Source organism: Streptomyces sp. NPDC055239 (assembly GCF_053606205.1).
On sequence record NZ_JBSGRD010000005.1, the window covers coordinates 293,011 to 309,604 of the forward strand.

A 16,594-nucleotide genomic window follows, 5' to 3' on the forward strand; every position below is an offset into this window, starting at 1 on the left:
AATCACGGGGTAAGGCCCGCGGTGTCGGCCCCGCGGGAGAGAAAGTGTCCGGAGTGGAGTGAGGTGGAGCGGAGTGAGGCTGAGTGGGGCGGGCGGGAACGCTCAAGGCGCCCCGCCCGCATGCGCGGAGGCCCGGCTGAGCACGCGCAGGGAGTGGAGCAACAGCACGCCCGCGGCGGCGCCACACGCGACGACGGGTACGACACCGGGCCCCCAGGCCCTGACCGCCCCCTCCACCGGGACCGCGAGCCACGAGAACCCGGGCAGGCGCCCGGCGAACACGCAGGCGATCGAGCCCACCTCCACGGCTCCGGCGGCCCCCAGCATCAGCAGGGGCGCACGCATGAACCCGTACGAGGAGAGGAGCCGCGAAAGCAGCAGCAGCGCGCCGAGCGCCCCGGCACCGGCGCAGACACCGGCAGAAGCAGAGGCACCGGCGGAGGCCTGGACGCCGTAGACGGCCCCGGACCCCACGAGCAGGCCTCCCAGGGCGCAGAGGTACAGCGCGACCACACCCAGGAGCAACGGCCTTACTGCGGAGGTGAATTCGGCGAGGCCCCGGCTGAGCGACAGCCGCTTTCGGGCCCCCACGGCGAACAGCCGCACGCACCACAGCGCGGGCGCGACGGCGAGCGAGAGCCCGAGGGCGGCAGCGATCGACGGCGCCCAGGGGCCATCGGGTCCACCGGAGACGGCGGCCCGCAACAGCCCGTCTCCGAAGAGGGCGTACGCGACGAGAAGACACACCCACGCGCGCGTGCCCCGCATGACCTCGCGCGCACAGCGCAGCGGGCCGTACCGAAGAGCCATCCGCAGCGCGACGGCGACGGCGAGCGCTCCGCCGAGCCCCACCGCGAGCCGCGCACGCCCCTCGCTCAGTTCGAGCCCCACGGCCGCGAGCCCGCACACCACACCCGGCAGCAGGGCGAGCAGCGCCCATCCGGCGGGCAGTTGGGGGTCCTCTGTCGAGGGCAGCGCCACAGGGGCGCCGCGCTCCTCCTCGTCGCGCGGCACGCGCGCGTACATCTCCTCGGCGAGCGCGAACACGTCCCGGTGCCTGAACCGCGCGGCGGTCCTGTCGGTCACCCCGTGCGCCTCGAGTCCGGCGGCGATCTCCAGCGGGTCGACGGCGCGCTCGCACAGCTCCCGGTGCCGGTGCATCAGCGTCTTCACCGGATCGACGCCACCGCGCCGTACGGGCTTGGTGCCGGTCCCGGTGCCCGTACTCGCCTGCCGCCAAGCAGCAGGTTCTCCTACCAGTGCCGCGTCGGCGACCAGCTCCTCCGACCGCCCGTCCCACCCACCCGGGCTCGTCGGAGCCCGCGGCGCGTCCACCTTCTGCTGCCTGCTCATACGCCCGCCTCCTTCAGCTGCTCCGGCCGGCCCGTCTCCCGCGCCCAGCTGGGCGCACCCCCCGAGCCCGAACTCGAACCCGTCTCCACGTCCCCGCCGCCGGCGCCGCCCGCGGCGCCAGCCCACCTGCCCGGCAGGTACGCCTCCGCCGGATTGCCGAACGGCACCGGCTCGCCCGCGTCGTCGACCGCCTCTCTGCGCACCGGGCAGTGCGAGACGATCTCCAGGTAAATGCCCCGAAATGCCTCGACGTTCTGCTCAACGGTGAACAGTTCGAGCGCCCGCGCACGCGCCGCCGCTCCCAGCCGCTCGCGCCGCCCCGTGTCCCGCAGCAGCGCCACGCACGCCTCGGCGAGCGCCCGCGGGTTGCGCGGCGGCACCACGAGCCCGGTGCCGCCGATGACCTCGACGACCGCGCCGACATCCGTGGAGACCGTCGCGCGCCCGCAGAACATCGCCTCCACCAGGCTGATCGGAAAGCCCTCGACGACGCTCGAAAGGACGACGACGCTGCCCGCGGCGTACGCGTCCTCGAGCTCGGGCGCCTCGGGCGCGCCGATCTCCTCGAAGGACACGGGGTTGTCGCCGACGGCGTGCGCGCCCCGCGCCTCATCGGGGAAGAGCTGCGCGGCGAGCGCCCTGCAGTGCGCGAGATACTCGGCCGCCTCCGGGCCTTCCGCGGGGGCACCGACGATGCGAAGACGCGCCTTCGGCTCCTCCTTGCGAACCTCGGCGAAGGCGTGCAGGAGGGAGATCAGGTCCTTGGCAGGCTCGATGCGCCCGACCCAGAGCAGGGTGTCCGGGTCGCCCGGGTCCTCGCGCTCGCCGACCTCGGCGAAGCGGGACGCCTCCATGCCGGGATAGACCGTGCGCAGCTTCGCCCGCTCGGCTCCGCACCGCTCCTGCCAGCGGCGGGCGTGCGTGTTGCCGGGGGTGATGATCGTGGCCTGGCGGTACACCTCGGCGGCGAGTTTGCCGTGGAAGGAGGTGAGAAGCGCCCGCGCCGGCGCACTCAGCGCGTCGTCGCCGGTCGCGAGGTAGTGCGCGCGCAGTTGTACGCCGTACTCGGTGACCACGAGCGGCACTCCGGAGAAGTGCTTGGCGAGGAGACCGGGGAGCGCCGCCGGGCCGCCGGACGTGGCGTGGCACAGGTCCACCGCGCCGAGGCCGTCGTCCCCGTACCAGTCGAGGGAGAGCGGCCGAAGGGCGCGCTCCAGGTGGCCGGCCACGGCGAGCAGGTCGGGGACCCGTGCGGTGCGCGCCGCACGGAGTGCGCCCGGCGCGCGGCACGCGCGCTCCAGGGCGCGCACGGCTCCTTCGGAGCGCAGTGCGGCGACGAGGCCGCCTTCGTCCCTTGCGAGTTCGGCGAGGCCGTAAAGCGCACTGCTGAAACGGTCCGCCAGCGCGCCGGAGTCCCCGGCGACCACCGCGGCAAGTTCACCGAAGCACTCCGCGAAGCGCCGCCGCGCCCGCCGTCCGTACCCGGCCCCGAAGGCCGCTTCGTCGTCGATCATCCACAGGGGCGCCGTCAGCACCCGACTCACCTGGGGCGGCAGTTCGATCCAGCCCTGCGCCTCCTGCCGCTCGCTGCGGCTGAGTGCGTAGATGTCGAATTCGTGCTGCCCGAGCCCGCGCACGAGCCGGTCGCACCAGAGCCTGGCGTCACCGCTCACATACGGATAGCCACCCTCCGTAAGCAGTCCGATGCGCACGCGTACACCCCCGATCTCCCATATGGAGAGCCGCCGTTGAACCAGCGGCTCGCAGCGGGACGAACGTATGCGGACATGCCGGTGGCGTGATGGACGGTTGTCCATCACGCCACCAAAAGGGGTGAACGGCCGTAACTTTCCCGTGCCGGTAGCGTTCTGTCGCGCTATGACATCAGGAGAGCGCTCTTTCGCTACGGAGCGTTAAGCTGCGGCCAGCTCCCTGCGGGCCGTACGGCGCTGTGCCGCGGCCTCCGGGTCGAGCGCGGGCACGGCCGCCAACAGCTGTTTGGTGTACGCCTGTTGCGGCGCTCCGTACACCTCGTCGACCGTTCCCTGCTCGACGATGCGCCCTTGCCGCATCACGGCGACCCGGTCGCTGACCTGGCGTACCACCGCGAGGTCGTGCGCGATGAAGACGAGGGCGAGCCCGTGCTCCTTCTGCAGTTCGGCGAGGAGCGCGGTCACTTGCGCCTGCGTCGTCACGTCGAGCGCCGAGACCGGCTCGTCGCACACGATGACCCGGGGGTCGGCCGCGAGGGCACGCGCGATCCCGACGCGCTGACGCTGGCCGCCGCTGAACTCGTGCGGATAGCGCCCGTAGTACGCCGGATCGAGCCCGACGCGCTCCATGAGGCCGCTGACGCGTGCGCGCACGGCGGAGTCGTCGCGCTCACCCCGCGCGCGCAGCGGATCGGCGATGGACTCCCCGATGCTGCGGCGCGGATTGAGCGAGGAGACGGGGTCCTGGAACACCATCTGCACCCCGGCCCGCGTCCCGTCGGCCGATGCCGATGCCGATGCCGACCCGCCCCCGTGCCGGATCTCCCCCGCCGAAGGATCGAGGAGCCCCACCAGCATCCGGCCGAGCGTCGTCTTGCCGCTGCCGCTCTCCCCCACGACCCCGAGCGTCTCGCCCCGGCGGACCGTGAGCGACACGTCGTCCACGGCGGCGAACGCACGCTTCCCGCGCCCGAACTCCTTCCGCAGACCGACCGCTTCGAGGACGACGTCGCCCTGCGCACGCGATGCCGCCTCGCGGGGCGAGTCAACCCGGGGCACGGCTCCGAGCAGCTCCCGCGTGTACTCCTCCGCGGGCGCGCCGAGAACCTCCCGCACGGGACCCCGCTCGACGGACCTGCCGTACCGCATGACCAGGACGTCGTCGACGCTCTCCGCCGCGACGCCCACGTCGTGCGTGACCAGGAGCAGGCCCATCCCGGTCTCGGCCCGCAGCCCGTGCAGCAGGTCGAGGATCTGTGCCTGCACGGTGACGTCAAGGGCGGTCGTCGGCTCGTCGGCGATCAGAAGCTCGGGCTCGCAGGCGAGGGCCATGGCGATGAGCGCGCGCTGCCGCATCCCGCCGCTGAACTCGTGCGGCCGGGACCGCGCCCTGCGTACGGCGTCCGGAATGCCCACCCGGTCGAGCACTTCGACGCCACGCGCGCGTGCCGCCCTGCGCGAGGCCCCGGTGTGCACGCGGTAGACCTCCGCGATCTGATCTCCCACCGCGTAGTACGGGTCGAGGGACGACAGCGGATCCTGGAAGACCATCGCCGCCTTCCCGCCCCGCAGGCGCCGCAACTCCTCACCGGACGCTTCCTGTACGTCGATGCCGCCGACCAGAACGGATCCGCCGACGTTCGCGCCGGTGCCCCGGTGGAGTCCGAGCAGCGCGGAGGCCACCGTGCTCTTGCCGGACCCCGACTCGCCGACGAGGCCGAGCGCGGCGCCCTTCTCCAGCGTGAAGGAGAGCCGGTCGACGGCGCGCGTGTCACCGAAGTCGACCACCAGGTCGGTCACTTGGACGAGGCTCTGGGCCGCGCTCATGAAAGGACCACGCTCATGACAGGACCACCCTTCGGTCGGCCACCGCGTAGAGGACATCCGCGACGGCGTTGGCGAGCACTACGAAGAAGCCCGTCACCAGGACCATGCCGACCACGACCGGCAGATCGACGACCTTGACCGCGTGCACGAGTTCGCGCCCCATGCCCGGCAGGCCGAAGAGCGTCTCGCTGAGCACGGCGCCGCCGAACATCGACCCGAAGTCGTTGGCGCTCATCGCGATGACCGGGGCGAACGCGCCCCGCAGGGCGTGCTTGCCGATGATCGAACGCTCTCCGACGCCGTACGCGCGAAACGTCCGCACATGGTCGTCGGCGAGGGTCTCCAGCATCGAGGCGCGGGTGAGGCGCGCGTACTTGGCGGCCTCGATCAGCGCGAGGGACAGCCAGGGCAGGAGCAGGTTCCACGCCCACTGCTGAGGGTCGTCGGTGAACGGTACGTACTGCGGGAAGGGCAGCAGGTTCAGCTGGCCGCAGACCACGATCATCAGGAGGAGACCGATGACGAAGACGGGCGTGGCCGTGCCCGCGAGCGTGACGGCGGTCAGGACGCGCTCGGTGACGCGCCCGCGCCGCCAGGCGGACAGGACGCCGGTGCCGACGCCGAGGATCAGCCACATCACCATGGCGCCCAGCGCGAGCGACCCGGTGACCGGCAGCTTCGTCACGATCAGCTGGGTGACCTGCTGGTCGCTCTGGTAGGAGAGCCCGAGGCAGGGGGCGTCGCAGTGCTCCACGCCCGTGCCCGTCGAGTAGTCGTGGCCGACGAAGATGCCTTGGAGGAAGTCCCAGTAGCGGACGTACACCGGGTCGTCGAGCCGCAATTGCTCGGTCACCTGGGCCACTTGAGCCGGTGAGCAGCGCGGGCCGCAGGTGATCTGGGCGACGTCGCCGGGAGCCACGTAGAAGACCGCGTAGATGATCACGGAGATGGCGAGCAGCGTGACGAGGGCGCCCACCGCACGCCTCAGGAGGAAGCCGGTCATGCCGTGCAGAAGGCCTGTCATGCCTTGCCCTCCCGCTTCTTCCCGGTCCCGACGCGCAGCCGCGACGCGGCCCGCGGATCGAGCGCGGTCCGCACGCCGTCACCCAGGACGGTCAGCGAGAGCACCGTCACGAACAGCGCCCCCGCGGGCAGCAGTAGGTACTGCGGCGCGGCTTGGTACCAGATGTCGGCCGAGGTCAGCATCTGTCCCCAGGACGCGGTCGGCGGTTTGACGCCGACGCCGAGGAAGGAGAGCGCCGCCTCGACCGTGATGTTCAACGGGACGAGCAGCGCCGCGTACGTGATGACAGGGGCGGCGAGCCCCGGCAGGAGTTCGCGGCGCGCGATGCGCCAGGTGCTCCAGCCGCTGAGCCGGGCGGCGGCCACGTAGTCGAGCTCCTTGAGGGTGATGGTCTGCGCGCGCACGATCTTGGCCGTACTGCCCCAGGCGACGAGCCCGATGACCAGGGCGACGAGGACAGGGCGCGGGAAACCGCTTGGCACGATCGCCATCAGGGCGAGCGAGAGGACCATCAGCGGCATGGCGACGATGACGTCGGTGGCGCGGCTGAGCACCTGGTCGACCCAGCGGTTGCCGAGTCCTGCCGCGATGCCGATGGTGACACCGAGCGCCACCTGCACGAGGGTCGCGGCGAGCGCGACGCCGAGGGAGACCCGCGCGCCGTAGACGAGACGGGCGAACAGGTCGCGCCCGGTCTGCGGTTCGACGCCGAGCCAGTGCTCGGCGCTCATCCCGCCGAACGAACCGATGGGCACGCCGCCGCGCCCGGAGTCGATGAGGTCGGGGTGGTACGTACTGGGGTCCTGGCCCTCGATGGCGGTGAGCAGCGGCGCGGCGAGCGCGACCAGGACGAGCAGCGCGACGACGGCCGCCGCGACGAGGGCGGCGCGCTGCGTACGCAGCCGCCGCCAGAACTGACGGGCACCGGAAGCCGGGGCGGGCGCCGTGACGCCCGTCCCCGCTTCCGAGGCCAGAAGGGCCTCGCTCATGGTGATGTGACCAGTAGCCCTTACTTGACCGCGACCTGGGAGATGTCCAGGACACCCGTCCAGTCGCTGATCACGATGTTCTTCGCGTCCTTGCCGTACAGGCGCTTGTAGACCGGGTGGAAGAGCGGCACGGTCAGGGCCTGCTCGCCGATCTTCTTGTCGAGTGCGCCCCAGCGCTTCGCCGCCGCGTCGAGGTCGGTGAGCTTGTTGATCTCGTCGATCTCGTTGTTGACGGACTTGTCGTTCAGGAAGCCGGTGTTGAAGTTGGCGCCGTCCTTCACGATCTGCCGACCGTCGAAGATCGGGGCGAGGAAGGGACCGCCGGAGGGCCAGTCGGCACCCCAGTGGGCGAGGAAGAGACCCGGCTCGGTCTTGGCGCTGTGGACCTTGTCCTTGTAGTCGTTGTCCTCGAGGCCCTCCAGCTTGACCGTGATCCCGGCCTTCTTCAGGGCGTCCTGGATCGCGGTGGCGATCTCCGGGCTCGTCTCGAAGTCCTTGGCGTTGGAGTGGGTCAGCGTGATGGTGAGCCCGTCCTTGTGACCGGCTTCTTTAAGAAGCTCCTTGGCCTTCTTCGCGTTGCCGGACTTGCCCGCCGGGAAGTGGTCGTACTTCGTGTATCCGAAGGACTTCTGGTTCGGCAGGTACGTCGTCGCGGGCTCGGCGAGCGACGAGCCGCCGGCGGCGTTCACGACGGACGAACGGTCGACCGCGTACGAGATGGCCTGGCGCACCTTCGGGTCGTCGAACGGCTTCACCTTCGGGTTGAAGGCGAGGTAGTTCGTGTATCCGAAGTGCCCGGTGCCCACCCGCGAGGCAAGCGCCTTGTCGCCGCTGACCTTGGCGAGCTCGGCGGGGCCGAGGTTCGTGTCGGTGGTCACGGCGGCGGCGTCCGTGCCCTGGCCCGCCGAGAGCCGCTGGTTGATGACGGAGGAGTTGAGGCCGGACCGCACGTCGATCTTGTCCGGGTAGGCCTTGCGCTCGGGGTCGGTCTTCGCCGACCAGTGCGGGTTGCGCTCCAGAGTGAGGCGCTCGCCGTCGTTCTCGTTCTTGACGACCTTGTACGGGCCGGACGAGACGGGGTGCTCCTCGTACTTCGTGCCCTTGTCCTTGCTCTTGGGGACGGGCGTGAACTGCGTCTGCGTCGCCAGATAGGGGAATTCGCCCTCGGGCTTGTTCAGGTGGAAGACGATGGTCCGCTCGTCGGGCGTCTCGATCGACTCAAGACCCTTGCCGCTCTTGTCCTTGTACGGTCCCGCGTACTTGTCGCCACCGATCAGCCAGTCCCTCAAGTAGGGTGCGCCACCGGAGAGTTCACCGGCGAAGGAGCGCTCGATGCCGTACTTGATGTCGGCGGACGTGATCGCCGAACCGTCCTCGTACTTGAGGCCCTTCTTGAGGGTGTACGTCCACACCGTGGCGTTCTTGCTCGACTTGCCGAGGTCCGTGGCGAGGTCGGGCACGACCTCCGAGCCCTTGGCGCCGTCCTCGCGGTTGCGGGTGGTCAGCGTGCGGAAGACGAGCGAGGGGACGTTGCCGCCGCCGGAGGTGTAGAGCCGCGCCGGGTCGAAGTCGACCTGCGGCTGGCTGTTGAGGACGGTGAGGGTGCCGCCCTTGGCGGGCTTGCCCTCGGCGCCGCCGCTCCCGGCGTCGTTGTCCTCGGGGCCCGCGCAGGCGGCGGCGCCCGCTGCCAGGACCAGGCTGACGGATGCCGCTGCCACGCGGCGGGCTATGACGGACGGTTGACGCATGGGAAGGGACCTCTCGGAGAAGCAAGCAGGGGAAGAGAGCAGAGCTCGCCCCGGGGTCGCCGAAAAGGGTCAGTCAGGACCGCAGAGGGTGCAGTGGGTGCAGAGGGTCCGGAGAGAAAGCGACGCACACGCCAGGGGCGGGCGTCAGCAACAGTGAATGTCGGACACGCAGAGCGCGGTCACGCCAAAGAGCGCCAGCTCAAGGGCGGCGCGCGAGGAGGCGTGACGATGCGACATGCGGAGAAATATGAACGAACTTTCGGCGGATGTCAAAGCCGTCGAACACGCGGTGAGCACGGAGCGCTCACCGCGTGGTCAATCCCCCTGGCCAGGCTCTCTCAACTCTTCGGAAAGGCCCAAGGGTTGGCCTTGCACTTGATTCCGTCGTGATTGAGGAACTTCGTCTGCTGCTGCATGACGGGCGCGAGCTCGCCGTCCTTCGTGCAGTCCGTGTGATTGAAGCCGAGCCGGTGGCCGACCTCGTGGTTGATCAGCATCTGCCGGTACGGGTGGATGCGGTCGCCGTAGGTCTTGGCGCCCTGCGCCCACCGATAGGCGTTGATCATGACGCGGTCCGTGGCCGCGGAGTCACAGGAGACGTTCTGCTGAAGGGTGTCGAGCCCGGATTTCGCGCACCATTTCCCGGTCGTCCCGGGGCTGGCGAGCGTGATGACGAAATCGGGCTTCCCCGAAGAGATCCGCTCGAAGGTCCGGCCTCCGTTGTGCGCCCAGCTCCGGTCGTCGTTCAGGGTCTTCTGCACGGCCGTCGCGAACAGCTCGCCGTCCAGACCCATGCCCTTCTCGACGTCGACGCGGTAGCGGAACTTCTGCCCCTTGCCGGGCGCCTTGTCGAACCCGGTCATCGCGTCGAAGTCACCGGACGCCGTGAGCTTGGCGTCGAGCGGGTACTTCTTGGCCATCTTCGTCTCGTACGTCGCCGGGGCGGACTCCGCGGGCGTGGGCCGGTCGTCCGAGCGGGACGCGTCATCGGCCGCGGCACGGTCGTCCTGACCCTTGGCGGCCTGCGTACGGGGAGCGGAGTCCTTCGCGCCGTCGGCCACTTGGCCGGCCACGACGACCGCGAGGACGGTGGTGACAGCGGCGGCGGCTATCCCGGTGAAGGTGCGGCCCCTGCCGCCGCCGGTCTTGCCGCCCTTGCCTTCGTCGTCCTGGTCGTCCGCGATGACGCCGGGGCCGTCGGCCCCTTCGGACCCTCCCGCGCCTTCGGACCAGAGCCCTCCGTGGGCTTCCTCGTCCTCGTCGACCGCGCGGTCCCAGTCGGTGACGGAGGCGTACGGGTCACGGGGCGGGATGCCTGTCGGAACGCTGGTCGGGGCGCCGGTCGGGGCGGGTGCGACCCGGGTCGCACCGGTCGCGAAGAGGTCTTCTTCGGGGAAATCGTCGCCGAACGCGTCCACGTAGTCGCGACGGGGCCCCGGCACGCGGGGTGGCGCGGTCCGGGGCCCGGATCCCCAGGCCCCGCCCGACTCACGCTGCTCGGGGTGCCCGCCACGGACGTGCGGCGCGCCGCGCGGAGGTGTGGCCTGCGGGACTCCGTGCGGTGGGGTCGCCTGTGGGACCCCGTGCGGGGGCGTGCCGCCGTCCCCCGGGGCGCGTCTGCGGCGCCCCGTGCCGGGAGCTGGCGGGCGTGCGCCCTGCGGTGACGGTATGCCGGCAGTGTCCGTACTGCCCGTGTTGTCTTCGAGGTCGACCGAACCTCGGCGGCTATGACGTCCCACTCGCCGCCTCAGCTCCCCGAGCTCGACTGGCCGGATGCATTCAACTCTCCTGTGTCCGCGAGGAGTTCGCGGATTGCCGTGGCCACCGTATCCGGATACTCCATCATCGCCACATGCCCCGCGTCAGGCAACGTGAGCAATCGTGAGTCACGGAACGCGGCAGCGGCCTTGCGCGCCATACGGTACGAGACGAGCAGATCCCGGCCGCCGTAGATCAGCAGCGTCGGCGCGAGCACCCGCTCCGCCTGGCGCCAAAGACCCTGCTGCCCGCCCATGGTGTACGCGTTCACGATGCCACGCGCCGAGCGGGCCATCGCATCCCACATGTACGGCAGAGCGAGCCTGCGCTCCATCTCCCGCACGGCCGCGCTGTACCCCTCGGGCGAGACCCGGCCCGGGTCGCCGTAACAGAGTGCCATGACGCCGCTGACCCGCTGCTCGGCCGTCCAGTCCTTGGTGAGCCGGGTGAACAGGCTCGCGACGCCGGGCACCGCGAGGAGCCCGGTCGGCAGTGCCGTGCGCTGCACCCGGAGCTCCGGGAGCGCGGGCGAGATCAGTGTCAGGGTGCGGACCAGGTCGGGGCGGACGGCGGCCACGCGCGTGGTGACCGCGCCGCCCAGCGAGTTGGCGATCAGATGCACTGGCCCGTCATCGCGGGCGTCCAGATAACGGATGACCGCGCGCGCGTGCCCCGTGATCGAGTAGTTGCCGTCGTCCGGCGGCGGCGAGTCGCCGAACCCCGGCAGGTCGATCGCCGCACAGTCGACGACGTCCTCGAGCAGCGGCATCAGGGCCGACCAGTTCTGCGAGGACCCGCCGAGCCCGTGCACGTACAGCGCGGGCGGCAGACCTTCGCGGACCGGCGGTCTGGAACGCACCGAGAGCGTGAGCCCGGGGAGGGTGACCGAGTCGAGCCGCTCGCCCGGCGCGACCCCGACGGCACCCGGTTTCGGGGCGACGGAGGCGGCGATCAGGTTCGGCAGCTCGGTCGAAGACATGCGGCAATGTTACGAGACGATCACACCGTGGTTCATGTGTTCGCAGTCACAGATCCTGATATTCATGGTCACGGATCCCGAATTCGCCGTCACGCATCGCGACGACGGCGCCCGGAGATCACGTAGCGCCTGGTGCGGAGGTCTCCTAGGCTCATAAAAGAGGGCGCACGCTCATAGAAGAGGGCGCACAGGGCACTCGCACCACTAGTCCGCAAGGGACTCCGTAGGGAAGAGAGCCACGATGACCGTCGACCCGTCCGACCCCGAGACCTTCCAGACCGAAGAGACCACCGGCAACACCGACATCACCGGCATCGGCGAGATCAGCGCCGAGGCACCTGAGGCCGATGCCGCGGAGCAGCACACCGACCTCGCGCCGAGCCGGGACGACTCCTTGGAGGGCGCGGACACGGACGCGGCCAACGAGGCGGACCTGGCCGAACAGGCCCGCGTCGTCAGCATCGACGAAGACGACTATCGCTGAGCTGCCCGTGTTTGCCCTGCTACGCACGGGTTTCGCGGTCATCCAGTCCGTGAAATTCTCCGCTCGTACCGCGCACATCAGGGTTACCGAAAAGTACGATGGCCGCGCGGCGCACACCGCACATTCACGATCATGGGAGGCGGCGTGACAGCCATCGAGCAGACAGAGGCAGCGCGCCCACGGGGCACACGCCTGCCGCGTCGTGCCCGACGCAATCAGTTGCTGGGCGCGGCACAGGAGGTCTTCGTCGCGCAGGGTTACCACGCGGCTGCGATGGACGACATCGCCGAGCGTGCCGGAGTCAGCAAGCCGGTGCTCTACCAGCACTTCCCCGGAAAGCTCGACCTGTACCTCGCTCTGCTCGACCAGCACTGCGAATCACTGCTGCAGTCCGTCCGTACGGCGCTCGCGTCCACGTCGGACAACAAGCTGCGGGTCGCGGCCACGATGGACGCCTACTTCGCGTACGTGGAGGACGAGGGCGGTGCCTTCCGCCTCGTCTTCGAGTCCGACCTGACGAACGAGGCCGCGGTCCGCGAGCGCGTGGACCGGGTCACGCTCCAGTGCGCGGAAGCGATCTGCGAGGTGATCGCCGAGGACACGGGGCTGCCCCGTGACGAGGCGATGCTGCTCGCGGTGGGCCTCGGCGGCTACTCGCAGGTGGTCGCCAGGTACTGGCTCGCCAGCGGCAGCACGGTCCCGCGCGAGAAGGCGGTGGAACTGCTCACCTCGCTGGCCTGGCGCGGTATCGCGGGCTTCCCGCTGCACGGCCTGGACGGTCACTGAGAATTCCCGATCTCTGTTCGCTACTGGCGTGCGGCGGCGGAAGCATGAGCGTCGCCTCACCGGGCTAATGTGTGCTGAGTACGGCGCGGACGCCCGCGCACCTCACTGACCGTCGGAGGGACAAAGCCGTGGAGGTCAAGATCGGCGTGCAGTACGCGCCCCGCGAGATCGTGCTCGAGAGCACTCAGAGTGCCGAGGAAGTCGAGCACGCGGTGTCCGAGGCGCTGACCGGCAAGTCGCCGCTGCTGAGCCTCGTGGACGACCACGGCCGCAAGGTCCTGGTTCCGGCCGACCGCCTCGCGTACGTCGAGCTCGGCGAGCCGACCGCGCGCAAGGTGGGCTTCAGCGCCCTGTAGTTCACGGGCGCTGCACGCAGGACGAACAACGAGAACGGCCCGGTGGTCACAACCACCGGGCCGTTCTCGTGTGTTGACGCGCCTCGCGCACGTCGGGCGCGGAGAGACACGGAGACGCGGAGGCTCTGGAGGATTGCATTCCGGCTGCCAGGGGTAAGACCGGCTACGACCGTTTTGCACCTGGCCGCGAGGGAGGGACACCCTGTGATTCTGGAAGCACTCGGCTCTGCACTGCTCGGTTTCGCCCTGGCATGGGCCACGGCCCACCGACTGGCCCACCGGCTCCCCGCACGGAACCTGGTCCTGTCGACCGGGGCCGCGGGCGGCGTGATCGGCTCCTTCGTCACGCACATGGCCCTCGGCGCCGGCCACACACCCGCCACACTCGTAGGCGCCGTAGCGGTGGCAGCGGCCCTGCTCTCACTCCTGATCCGCCCCACCCGCAGCCGCCTGCGCCGTCGCTCAGCGACGGCGTAGGGGGCGGAGGGACCGCGCCCGAAGGGGCGCGGGGAACTGCGCGCTCAGCCACGACGCACCCGCGGGTGAAAACTGACGCCCCCAGCCCCCGTACCCCGAACCCGCCCCCCCCGGAGCCCCAGCGACTACGCGGCGAGCCCCAGTGCGGCCATCCGCTTCGTGTGCGCCTCAGTGATCCGGGAGAACATCCGCCCGACCTCCGCGAGGTCGAAGCCATCGGCGACGCCCCCGACCAGCATGGTCGACAGGGCATCCCTGTCGGCGACGACCCGCTGCGACTGCGAAAGCGCCTCGCCCATAAGACGCCGCGCCCACAGCGCGAGCCGCCCGCCCACACGCGGGTCCGCATCGATCGCGGCGCGCACCTTCTCGATCGCGAAGCTCGCGTGCCCCGTGTCGTCGAGCACACCGAGGACGAGACGGCGGGTGTCGACGTCGAGCCGCGCCGCGACCTCGCGGTAGAAGTCACTGGCGATCGAGTCGCCCACGTACGCCTTGACCAGGCCCTCCAGCCAGTCGGAGGGCGCCGTCTGCCGGTGGAAGCCGTCAAGGGCCTCGACGAAGGGGTCCATCGCCTCGGTGGCGTCCGCGCCGATCTCCGAGAGCCGGTCCCGCAACCGCTCGAAGTGGTGGAACTCCGCCGACGCCATCTTCGCCAGCTCGGCCTTGTCGCCGAGCGTCGGCGCCAGCTTCGCGTCCTCCGCAAGCCGCTCGAATGCCGCGAGCTCTCCATAGGCGAGCGCTCCGAGCAGATCCACGACCGCGGCGCGGTAGTGCGGCTCGTCGGCGGCGGTCTTCCAGTCCTGGGCGGCGATTCCGGTGGGTTCGGCAGGTGTGTCAGCGGCGGTGTCAGGCGTCTCCATAAACCGCACAATAGCCCGCTCGCAGCAACGCGTAAGGGCCTGGTCAGTGACTGTGACGACGACTACGTGACTTATTCGTCAGACACGGCTGCGAGATTCCGGGGTACAGTGGTAATGCGCCTGTCGAATATTCGTCGGGCCGTACGAATGAGGATGCCCGGTCGGAGGCCCGATCGGCTCCGACCCGACAGCCCTCCAGGCGGCCCGCGAAGTGCGGACGGCACGATGAGGGAACCTCAGCGGTACGAGCGCTCGAGCGCAGGCAGTGGTCCCGCGCCCCCGGCCCCGCCCCCCAAGCAGCCGGCGGTAGTGGCACGGTCACGACCCCCAGCGTTCGCCTCGGGCCGCGTCTCACAGAAGAGGCAATGCCCTGACTACGACTTTCCGCGATCTCGGAATTCTCTCCGAGACGGCCGAGGCCCTTGAGGCCGTCGGCATCATCAGCCCTTTCCCCATCCAAGAGATGACGCTGCCCGTAGCGCTCTCCGGCTCCGACGTCATCGGCCAGGCCAAGACCGGCACCGGCAAGACGCTCGGCTTCGGACTGCCGCTCCTTGAGCGCGTCACCGTCCCCGCGGACGTCGAGGCGGGCCGGGCCAAGCCCGAGCAGCTGACCGACGCCCCGCAGGCCCTCATCGTCGTCCCCACTCGCGAGCTGTGCCAGCAGGTCACGAACGACCTCCTGACCGCCGGCAAGGCGCGGAACGTACGCGTCCTCGCCATATACGGCGGCCGTGCGTACGAGCCGCAGGTCGAGGCCCTCAAGAAGGGCATCGACATCGTCGTCGGCACGCCGGGTCGTCTTCTCGACCTCGCGGGCCAGAAGAAGCTCAATCTCAAGCACATCAAGTGCCTGGTGCTCGACGAGGCCGACGAGATGCTCGACCTGGGCTTCCTGCCCGACGTCGAGCGGATCATCAACATGCTGCCGCCGAAGCGTCAGACGATGCTCTTCTCGGCGACCATGCCGGGCGCGGTCATCGGCCTGGCCCGTCGCTACATGTCGCAGCCCACGCACATCCGCGCCACCGCGCCGGACGACGAGGGCCAGACCGTCGCGAACACGAAGCAGCACGTGTACCGCGCGCACAACATGGACAAGCCCGAGATGGTCTCGCGCATCCTGCAGGCCGACGGCCGCGGACTCGCGATGATCTTCTGCCGTACGAAGCGGACCGCCGCCGACATCGCCGAGCAGCTCGAGAAGCGCGGCTTCGCCTCGGGCGCCGTACACGGTGACCTCGGCCAGGGCGCCCGCGAGCAGGCGCTGCGCGCGTTCCGCAACGGCAAGGTGGACGTGCTCGTCTGCACGGACGTCGCGGCGCGCGGCATCGACGTCGGTGGCGTCACGCACGTCATCAACTACCAGTCCCCCGAGGACGAGAAGACGTACCTGCACCGCATCGGCCGTACGGGCCGCGCGGGCGCCAAGGGCATCGCGATCACGCTGGTCGACTGGGACGACATCCCGCGCTGGCAGCTGATCAACAAGGCGCTGAACCTCGGCCTCGCCGACCCGGTCGAGACGTACTCGAGCTCTCCTCACCTGTACGAGGAGCTGAGCATCCCGGCGGGCACGAAGGGTGTGCTGCCGCGTGCCGAGCGGACCCGTGCCGGGCTCCGCGCCGAGCAGGTCGAGGACCTCGGCGAGACGGGCGGCAAGGGTGGCTCACGCGGGCGGGACCGCGATCGTGGCGGCCGTGACCGCGACGGCGGCCGTGACCGTGACCGTGGGCACGCTTCCGAGCCGGAGCGCGAGCCGCGTGAGGCGCGTACGCCGCGTCGGCGTCGCCGCACGCGTTCGGGTACGCCGCTGGAGGCGCCGGCCGTGGCGGTGGCGGAGGCTGCCGCGCCTACAGCTGTTGCCGTTGCGCCCGCCCCCGAGGCCGAGCTGACGGAGCCGCGCACGCCGCGTCGCCGTCGCCGTACGCGGAACGGCTCTGAGGCCGCGGAGGCTGTCGTCGACACGGTCGAGGCCGTGGAGACGCCGGAAGCGCCCGTTGCCACCAAGCCGCGTCGCCGTACGCGCAAGGCCGCGGAGCCCGTCGTCGAGGTCGCCGAAGCCACTGCCGCTGAGGCCGAGGTCGAGGCGCCTGCCGCCAAGCCCCGCCGCCGCACCCGCAAGGCCGCGGAAGCCGTCGTTGACACGGTCGAGGCCGTGGAGACGCCGGAAGCGCCCGTTGCCACCAAGCCGCGTCGCCGTACGCGCAAGGCCGCGGAGCCCGTCGTCGAGGTCGC

The 16,594-nt window shown here is 70.5% G+C and carries 15 protein-coding genes; 5 read left to right on the forward strand and 10 right to left on the reverse strand.

The features are described 5' to 3' along the window. Positions 1–102: 102 nt before the first annotated feature. From ACWFRJ_RS19545 to ACWFRJ_RS19585, 9 genes are all read right to left on the reverse strand, one after another. Positions 103–1,353 (reverse strand): hypothetical protein, encoded by a 1,251-nt coding sequence (locus ACWFRJ_RS19545; protein WP_453531900.1) that lies wholly within the window; start codon positions 1,351–1,353, stop codon positions 103–105. Then, positions 1,350–3,065 (reverse strand): DUF3492 domain-containing protein, encoded by a 1,716-nt coding sequence (locus ACWFRJ_RS19550; protein ID WP_453531903.1) that lies wholly within the window; start codon positions 3,063–3,065, stop codon positions 1,350–1,352. The genes ACWFRJ_RS19545 and ACWFRJ_RS19550 overlap by 4 nt, the downstream gene beginning before the upstream one ends. A 201-nt stretch (positions 3,066–3,266) precedes the next feature. Beyond that, entirely contained in the window at positions 3,267–4,892 is a 1,626-nt protein-coding gene (locus ACWFRJ_RS19555) for a dipeptide ABC transporter ATP-binding protein (protein ID WP_453531906.1), read from the reverse strand. A 13-nt stretch (positions 4,893–4,905) separates the two neighbouring features. After that, entirely contained in the window at positions 4,906–5,895 is a 990-nt protein-coding gene (locus tag ACWFRJ_RS19560; protein ID WP_453532404.1) for an ABC transporter permease, read from the reverse strand. A gap of 17 nt (positions 5,896–5,912) precedes the next feature. Further along, positions 5,913–6,905: an ABC transporter permease gene (locus tag ACWFRJ_RS19565; protein ID WP_453531909.1), complete on the reverse strand. Its 993-nt coding sequence runs from the start codon at positions 6,903–6,905 to the stop codon at positions 5,913–5,915. A 20-nt stretch (positions 6,906–6,925) separates the two neighbouring features. Beyond that, positions 6,926–8,653 carry an ABC transporter substrate-binding protein gene (locus ACWFRJ_RS19570; RefSeq protein WP_453531912.1) on the reverse strand — a complete coding sequence of 576 codons (1,728 nt, stop codon included), beginning with the start codon at positions 8,651–8,653 and terminating at the stop codon, positions 6,926–6,928. Positions 8,654–8,797: 144 nt separating this feature from the next. After that, the gene (locus ACWFRJ_RS19575; protein ID WP_453531915.1) at positions 8,798–8,890 is read right to left on the reverse strand and encodes an Ms4533A family Cys-rich leader peptide; all 93 of its coding nucleotides are present in this window, start codon (positions 8,888–8,890) and stop codon (positions 8,798–8,800) included. Between the two features lie 101 nt (positions 8,891–8,991). Continuing rightward, positions 8,992–10,392 (reverse strand): DUF3152 domain-containing protein, encoded by a 1,401-nt coding sequence (locus ACWFRJ_RS19580; RefSeq protein ID WP_453531918.1) that lies wholly within the window; start codon positions 10,390–10,392, stop codon positions 8,992–8,994. 8 nt (positions 10,393–10,400) lie between these two features. Further along, positions 10,401–11,390, reverse strand: a complete 990-nt coding sequence (locus ACWFRJ_RS19585) for an alpha/beta fold hydrolase (RefSeq protein ID WP_453531921.1) — start codon at positions 11,388–11,390, stop codon at positions 10,401–10,403. A gap of 241 nt (positions 11,391–11,631) precedes the next feature. On the opposite strand from ACWFRJ_RS19585, the gene ACWFRJ_RS19590 reads away from it, so the two are divergent. The 4 genes from ACWFRJ_RS19590 (at position 11,632) to ACWFRJ_RS19605 (ending at position 13,493) form a co-directional block, all read left to right on the forward strand. Continuing rightward, the gene (locus ACWFRJ_RS19590) at positions 11,632–11,874 is read left to right on the forward strand and encodes a hypothetical protein (protein ID WP_453531924.1); all 243 of its coding nucleotides are present in this window, start codon (positions 11,632–11,634) and stop codon (positions 11,872–11,874) included. Positions 11,875–12,018: 144 nt separating this feature from the next. Beyond that, positions 12,019–12,660, forward strand: coding sequence for a TetR/AcrR family transcriptional regulator (locus ACWFRJ_RS19595; RefSeq protein ID WP_453531927.1), 642 nt, complete (start codon positions 12,019–12,021; stop codon positions 12,658–12,660). A gap of 128 nt (positions 12,661–12,788) precedes the next feature. Next, positions 12,789–13,016: a DUF3107 domain-containing protein gene (locus tag ACWFRJ_RS19600; protein WP_383272662.1), complete on the forward strand. Its 228-nt coding sequence runs from the start codon at positions 12,789–12,791 to the stop codon at positions 13,014–13,016. Positions 13,017–13,220: 204 nt separating this feature from the next. Next, positions 13,221–13,493 carry a hypothetical protein gene (locus ACWFRJ_RS19605; RefSeq protein WP_453531930.1) on the forward strand — a complete coding sequence of 91 codons (273 nt, stop codon included), beginning with the start codon at positions 13,221–13,223 and terminating at the stop codon, positions 13,491–13,493. A 125-nt stretch (positions 13,494–13,618) separates the two neighbouring features. On the opposite strand, the gene ACWFRJ_RS19610 is transcribed toward ACWFRJ_RS19605, so the two are convergent. Next, positions 13,619–14,356, reverse strand: a complete 738-nt coding sequence (locus tag ACWFRJ_RS19610) for a ferritin-like fold-containing protein (RefSeq protein WP_453531933.1) — start codon at positions 14,354–14,356, stop codon at positions 13,619–13,621. Positions 14,357–14,819: 463 nt separating this feature from the next. On the opposite strand from ACWFRJ_RS19610, the gene ACWFRJ_RS19615 reads away from it, so the two are divergent. Further along, on the forward strand, positions 14,820–16,594 hold a 1,775-nt coding region (locus ACWFRJ_RS19615), incomplete at its 3' end, for a DEAD/DEAH box helicase (protein ID WP_453531936.1).

Coding starts and splice junctions, on each gene's coding strand:
- ACWFRJ_RS19565 (WP_453531909.1), bottom strand. CDS start 6,905: ATGAGCGAGGCCCTTCTGGCCTCGGAAGCGGGGACGGGCGTCACGGCG.
- ACWFRJ_RS19590 (WP_453531924.1), top strand. CDS start 11,632: ATGACCGTCGACCCGTCCGACCCCGAGACCTTCCAGACCGAAGAGACC.
- ACWFRJ_RS19585 (WP_453531921.1), bottom strand. CDS start 11,390: ATGTCTTCGACCGAGCTGCCGAACCTGATCGCCGCCTCCGTCGCCCCG.
- ACWFRJ_RS19610 (WP_453531933.1), bottom strand. CDS start 14,356: ATGGAGACGCCTGACACCGCCGCTGACACACCTGCCGAACCCACCGGA.
- ACWFRJ_RS19545 (WP_453531900.1), bottom strand. CDS start 1,353: ATGAGCAGGCAGCAGAAGGTGGACGCGCCGCGGGCTCCGACGAGCCCG.
- ACWFRJ_RS19555 (WP_453531906.1), bottom strand. CDS start 4,892: ATGAGCGCGGCCCAGAGCCTCGTCCAAGTGACCGACCTGGTGGTCGAC.
- ACWFRJ_RS19575 (WP_453531915.1), bottom strand. CDS start 8,890: ATGTCGCATCGTCACGCCTCCTCGCGCGCCGCCCTTGAGCTGGCGCTC.
- ACWFRJ_RS19560 (WP_453532404.1), bottom strand. CDS start 5,895: ATGACCGGCTTCCTCCTGAGGCGTGCGGTGGGCGCCCTCGTCACGCTG.
- ACWFRJ_RS19570 (WP_453531912.1), bottom strand. CDS start 8,653: ATGCGTCAACCGTCCGTCATAGCCCGCCGCGTGGCAGCGGCATCCGTC.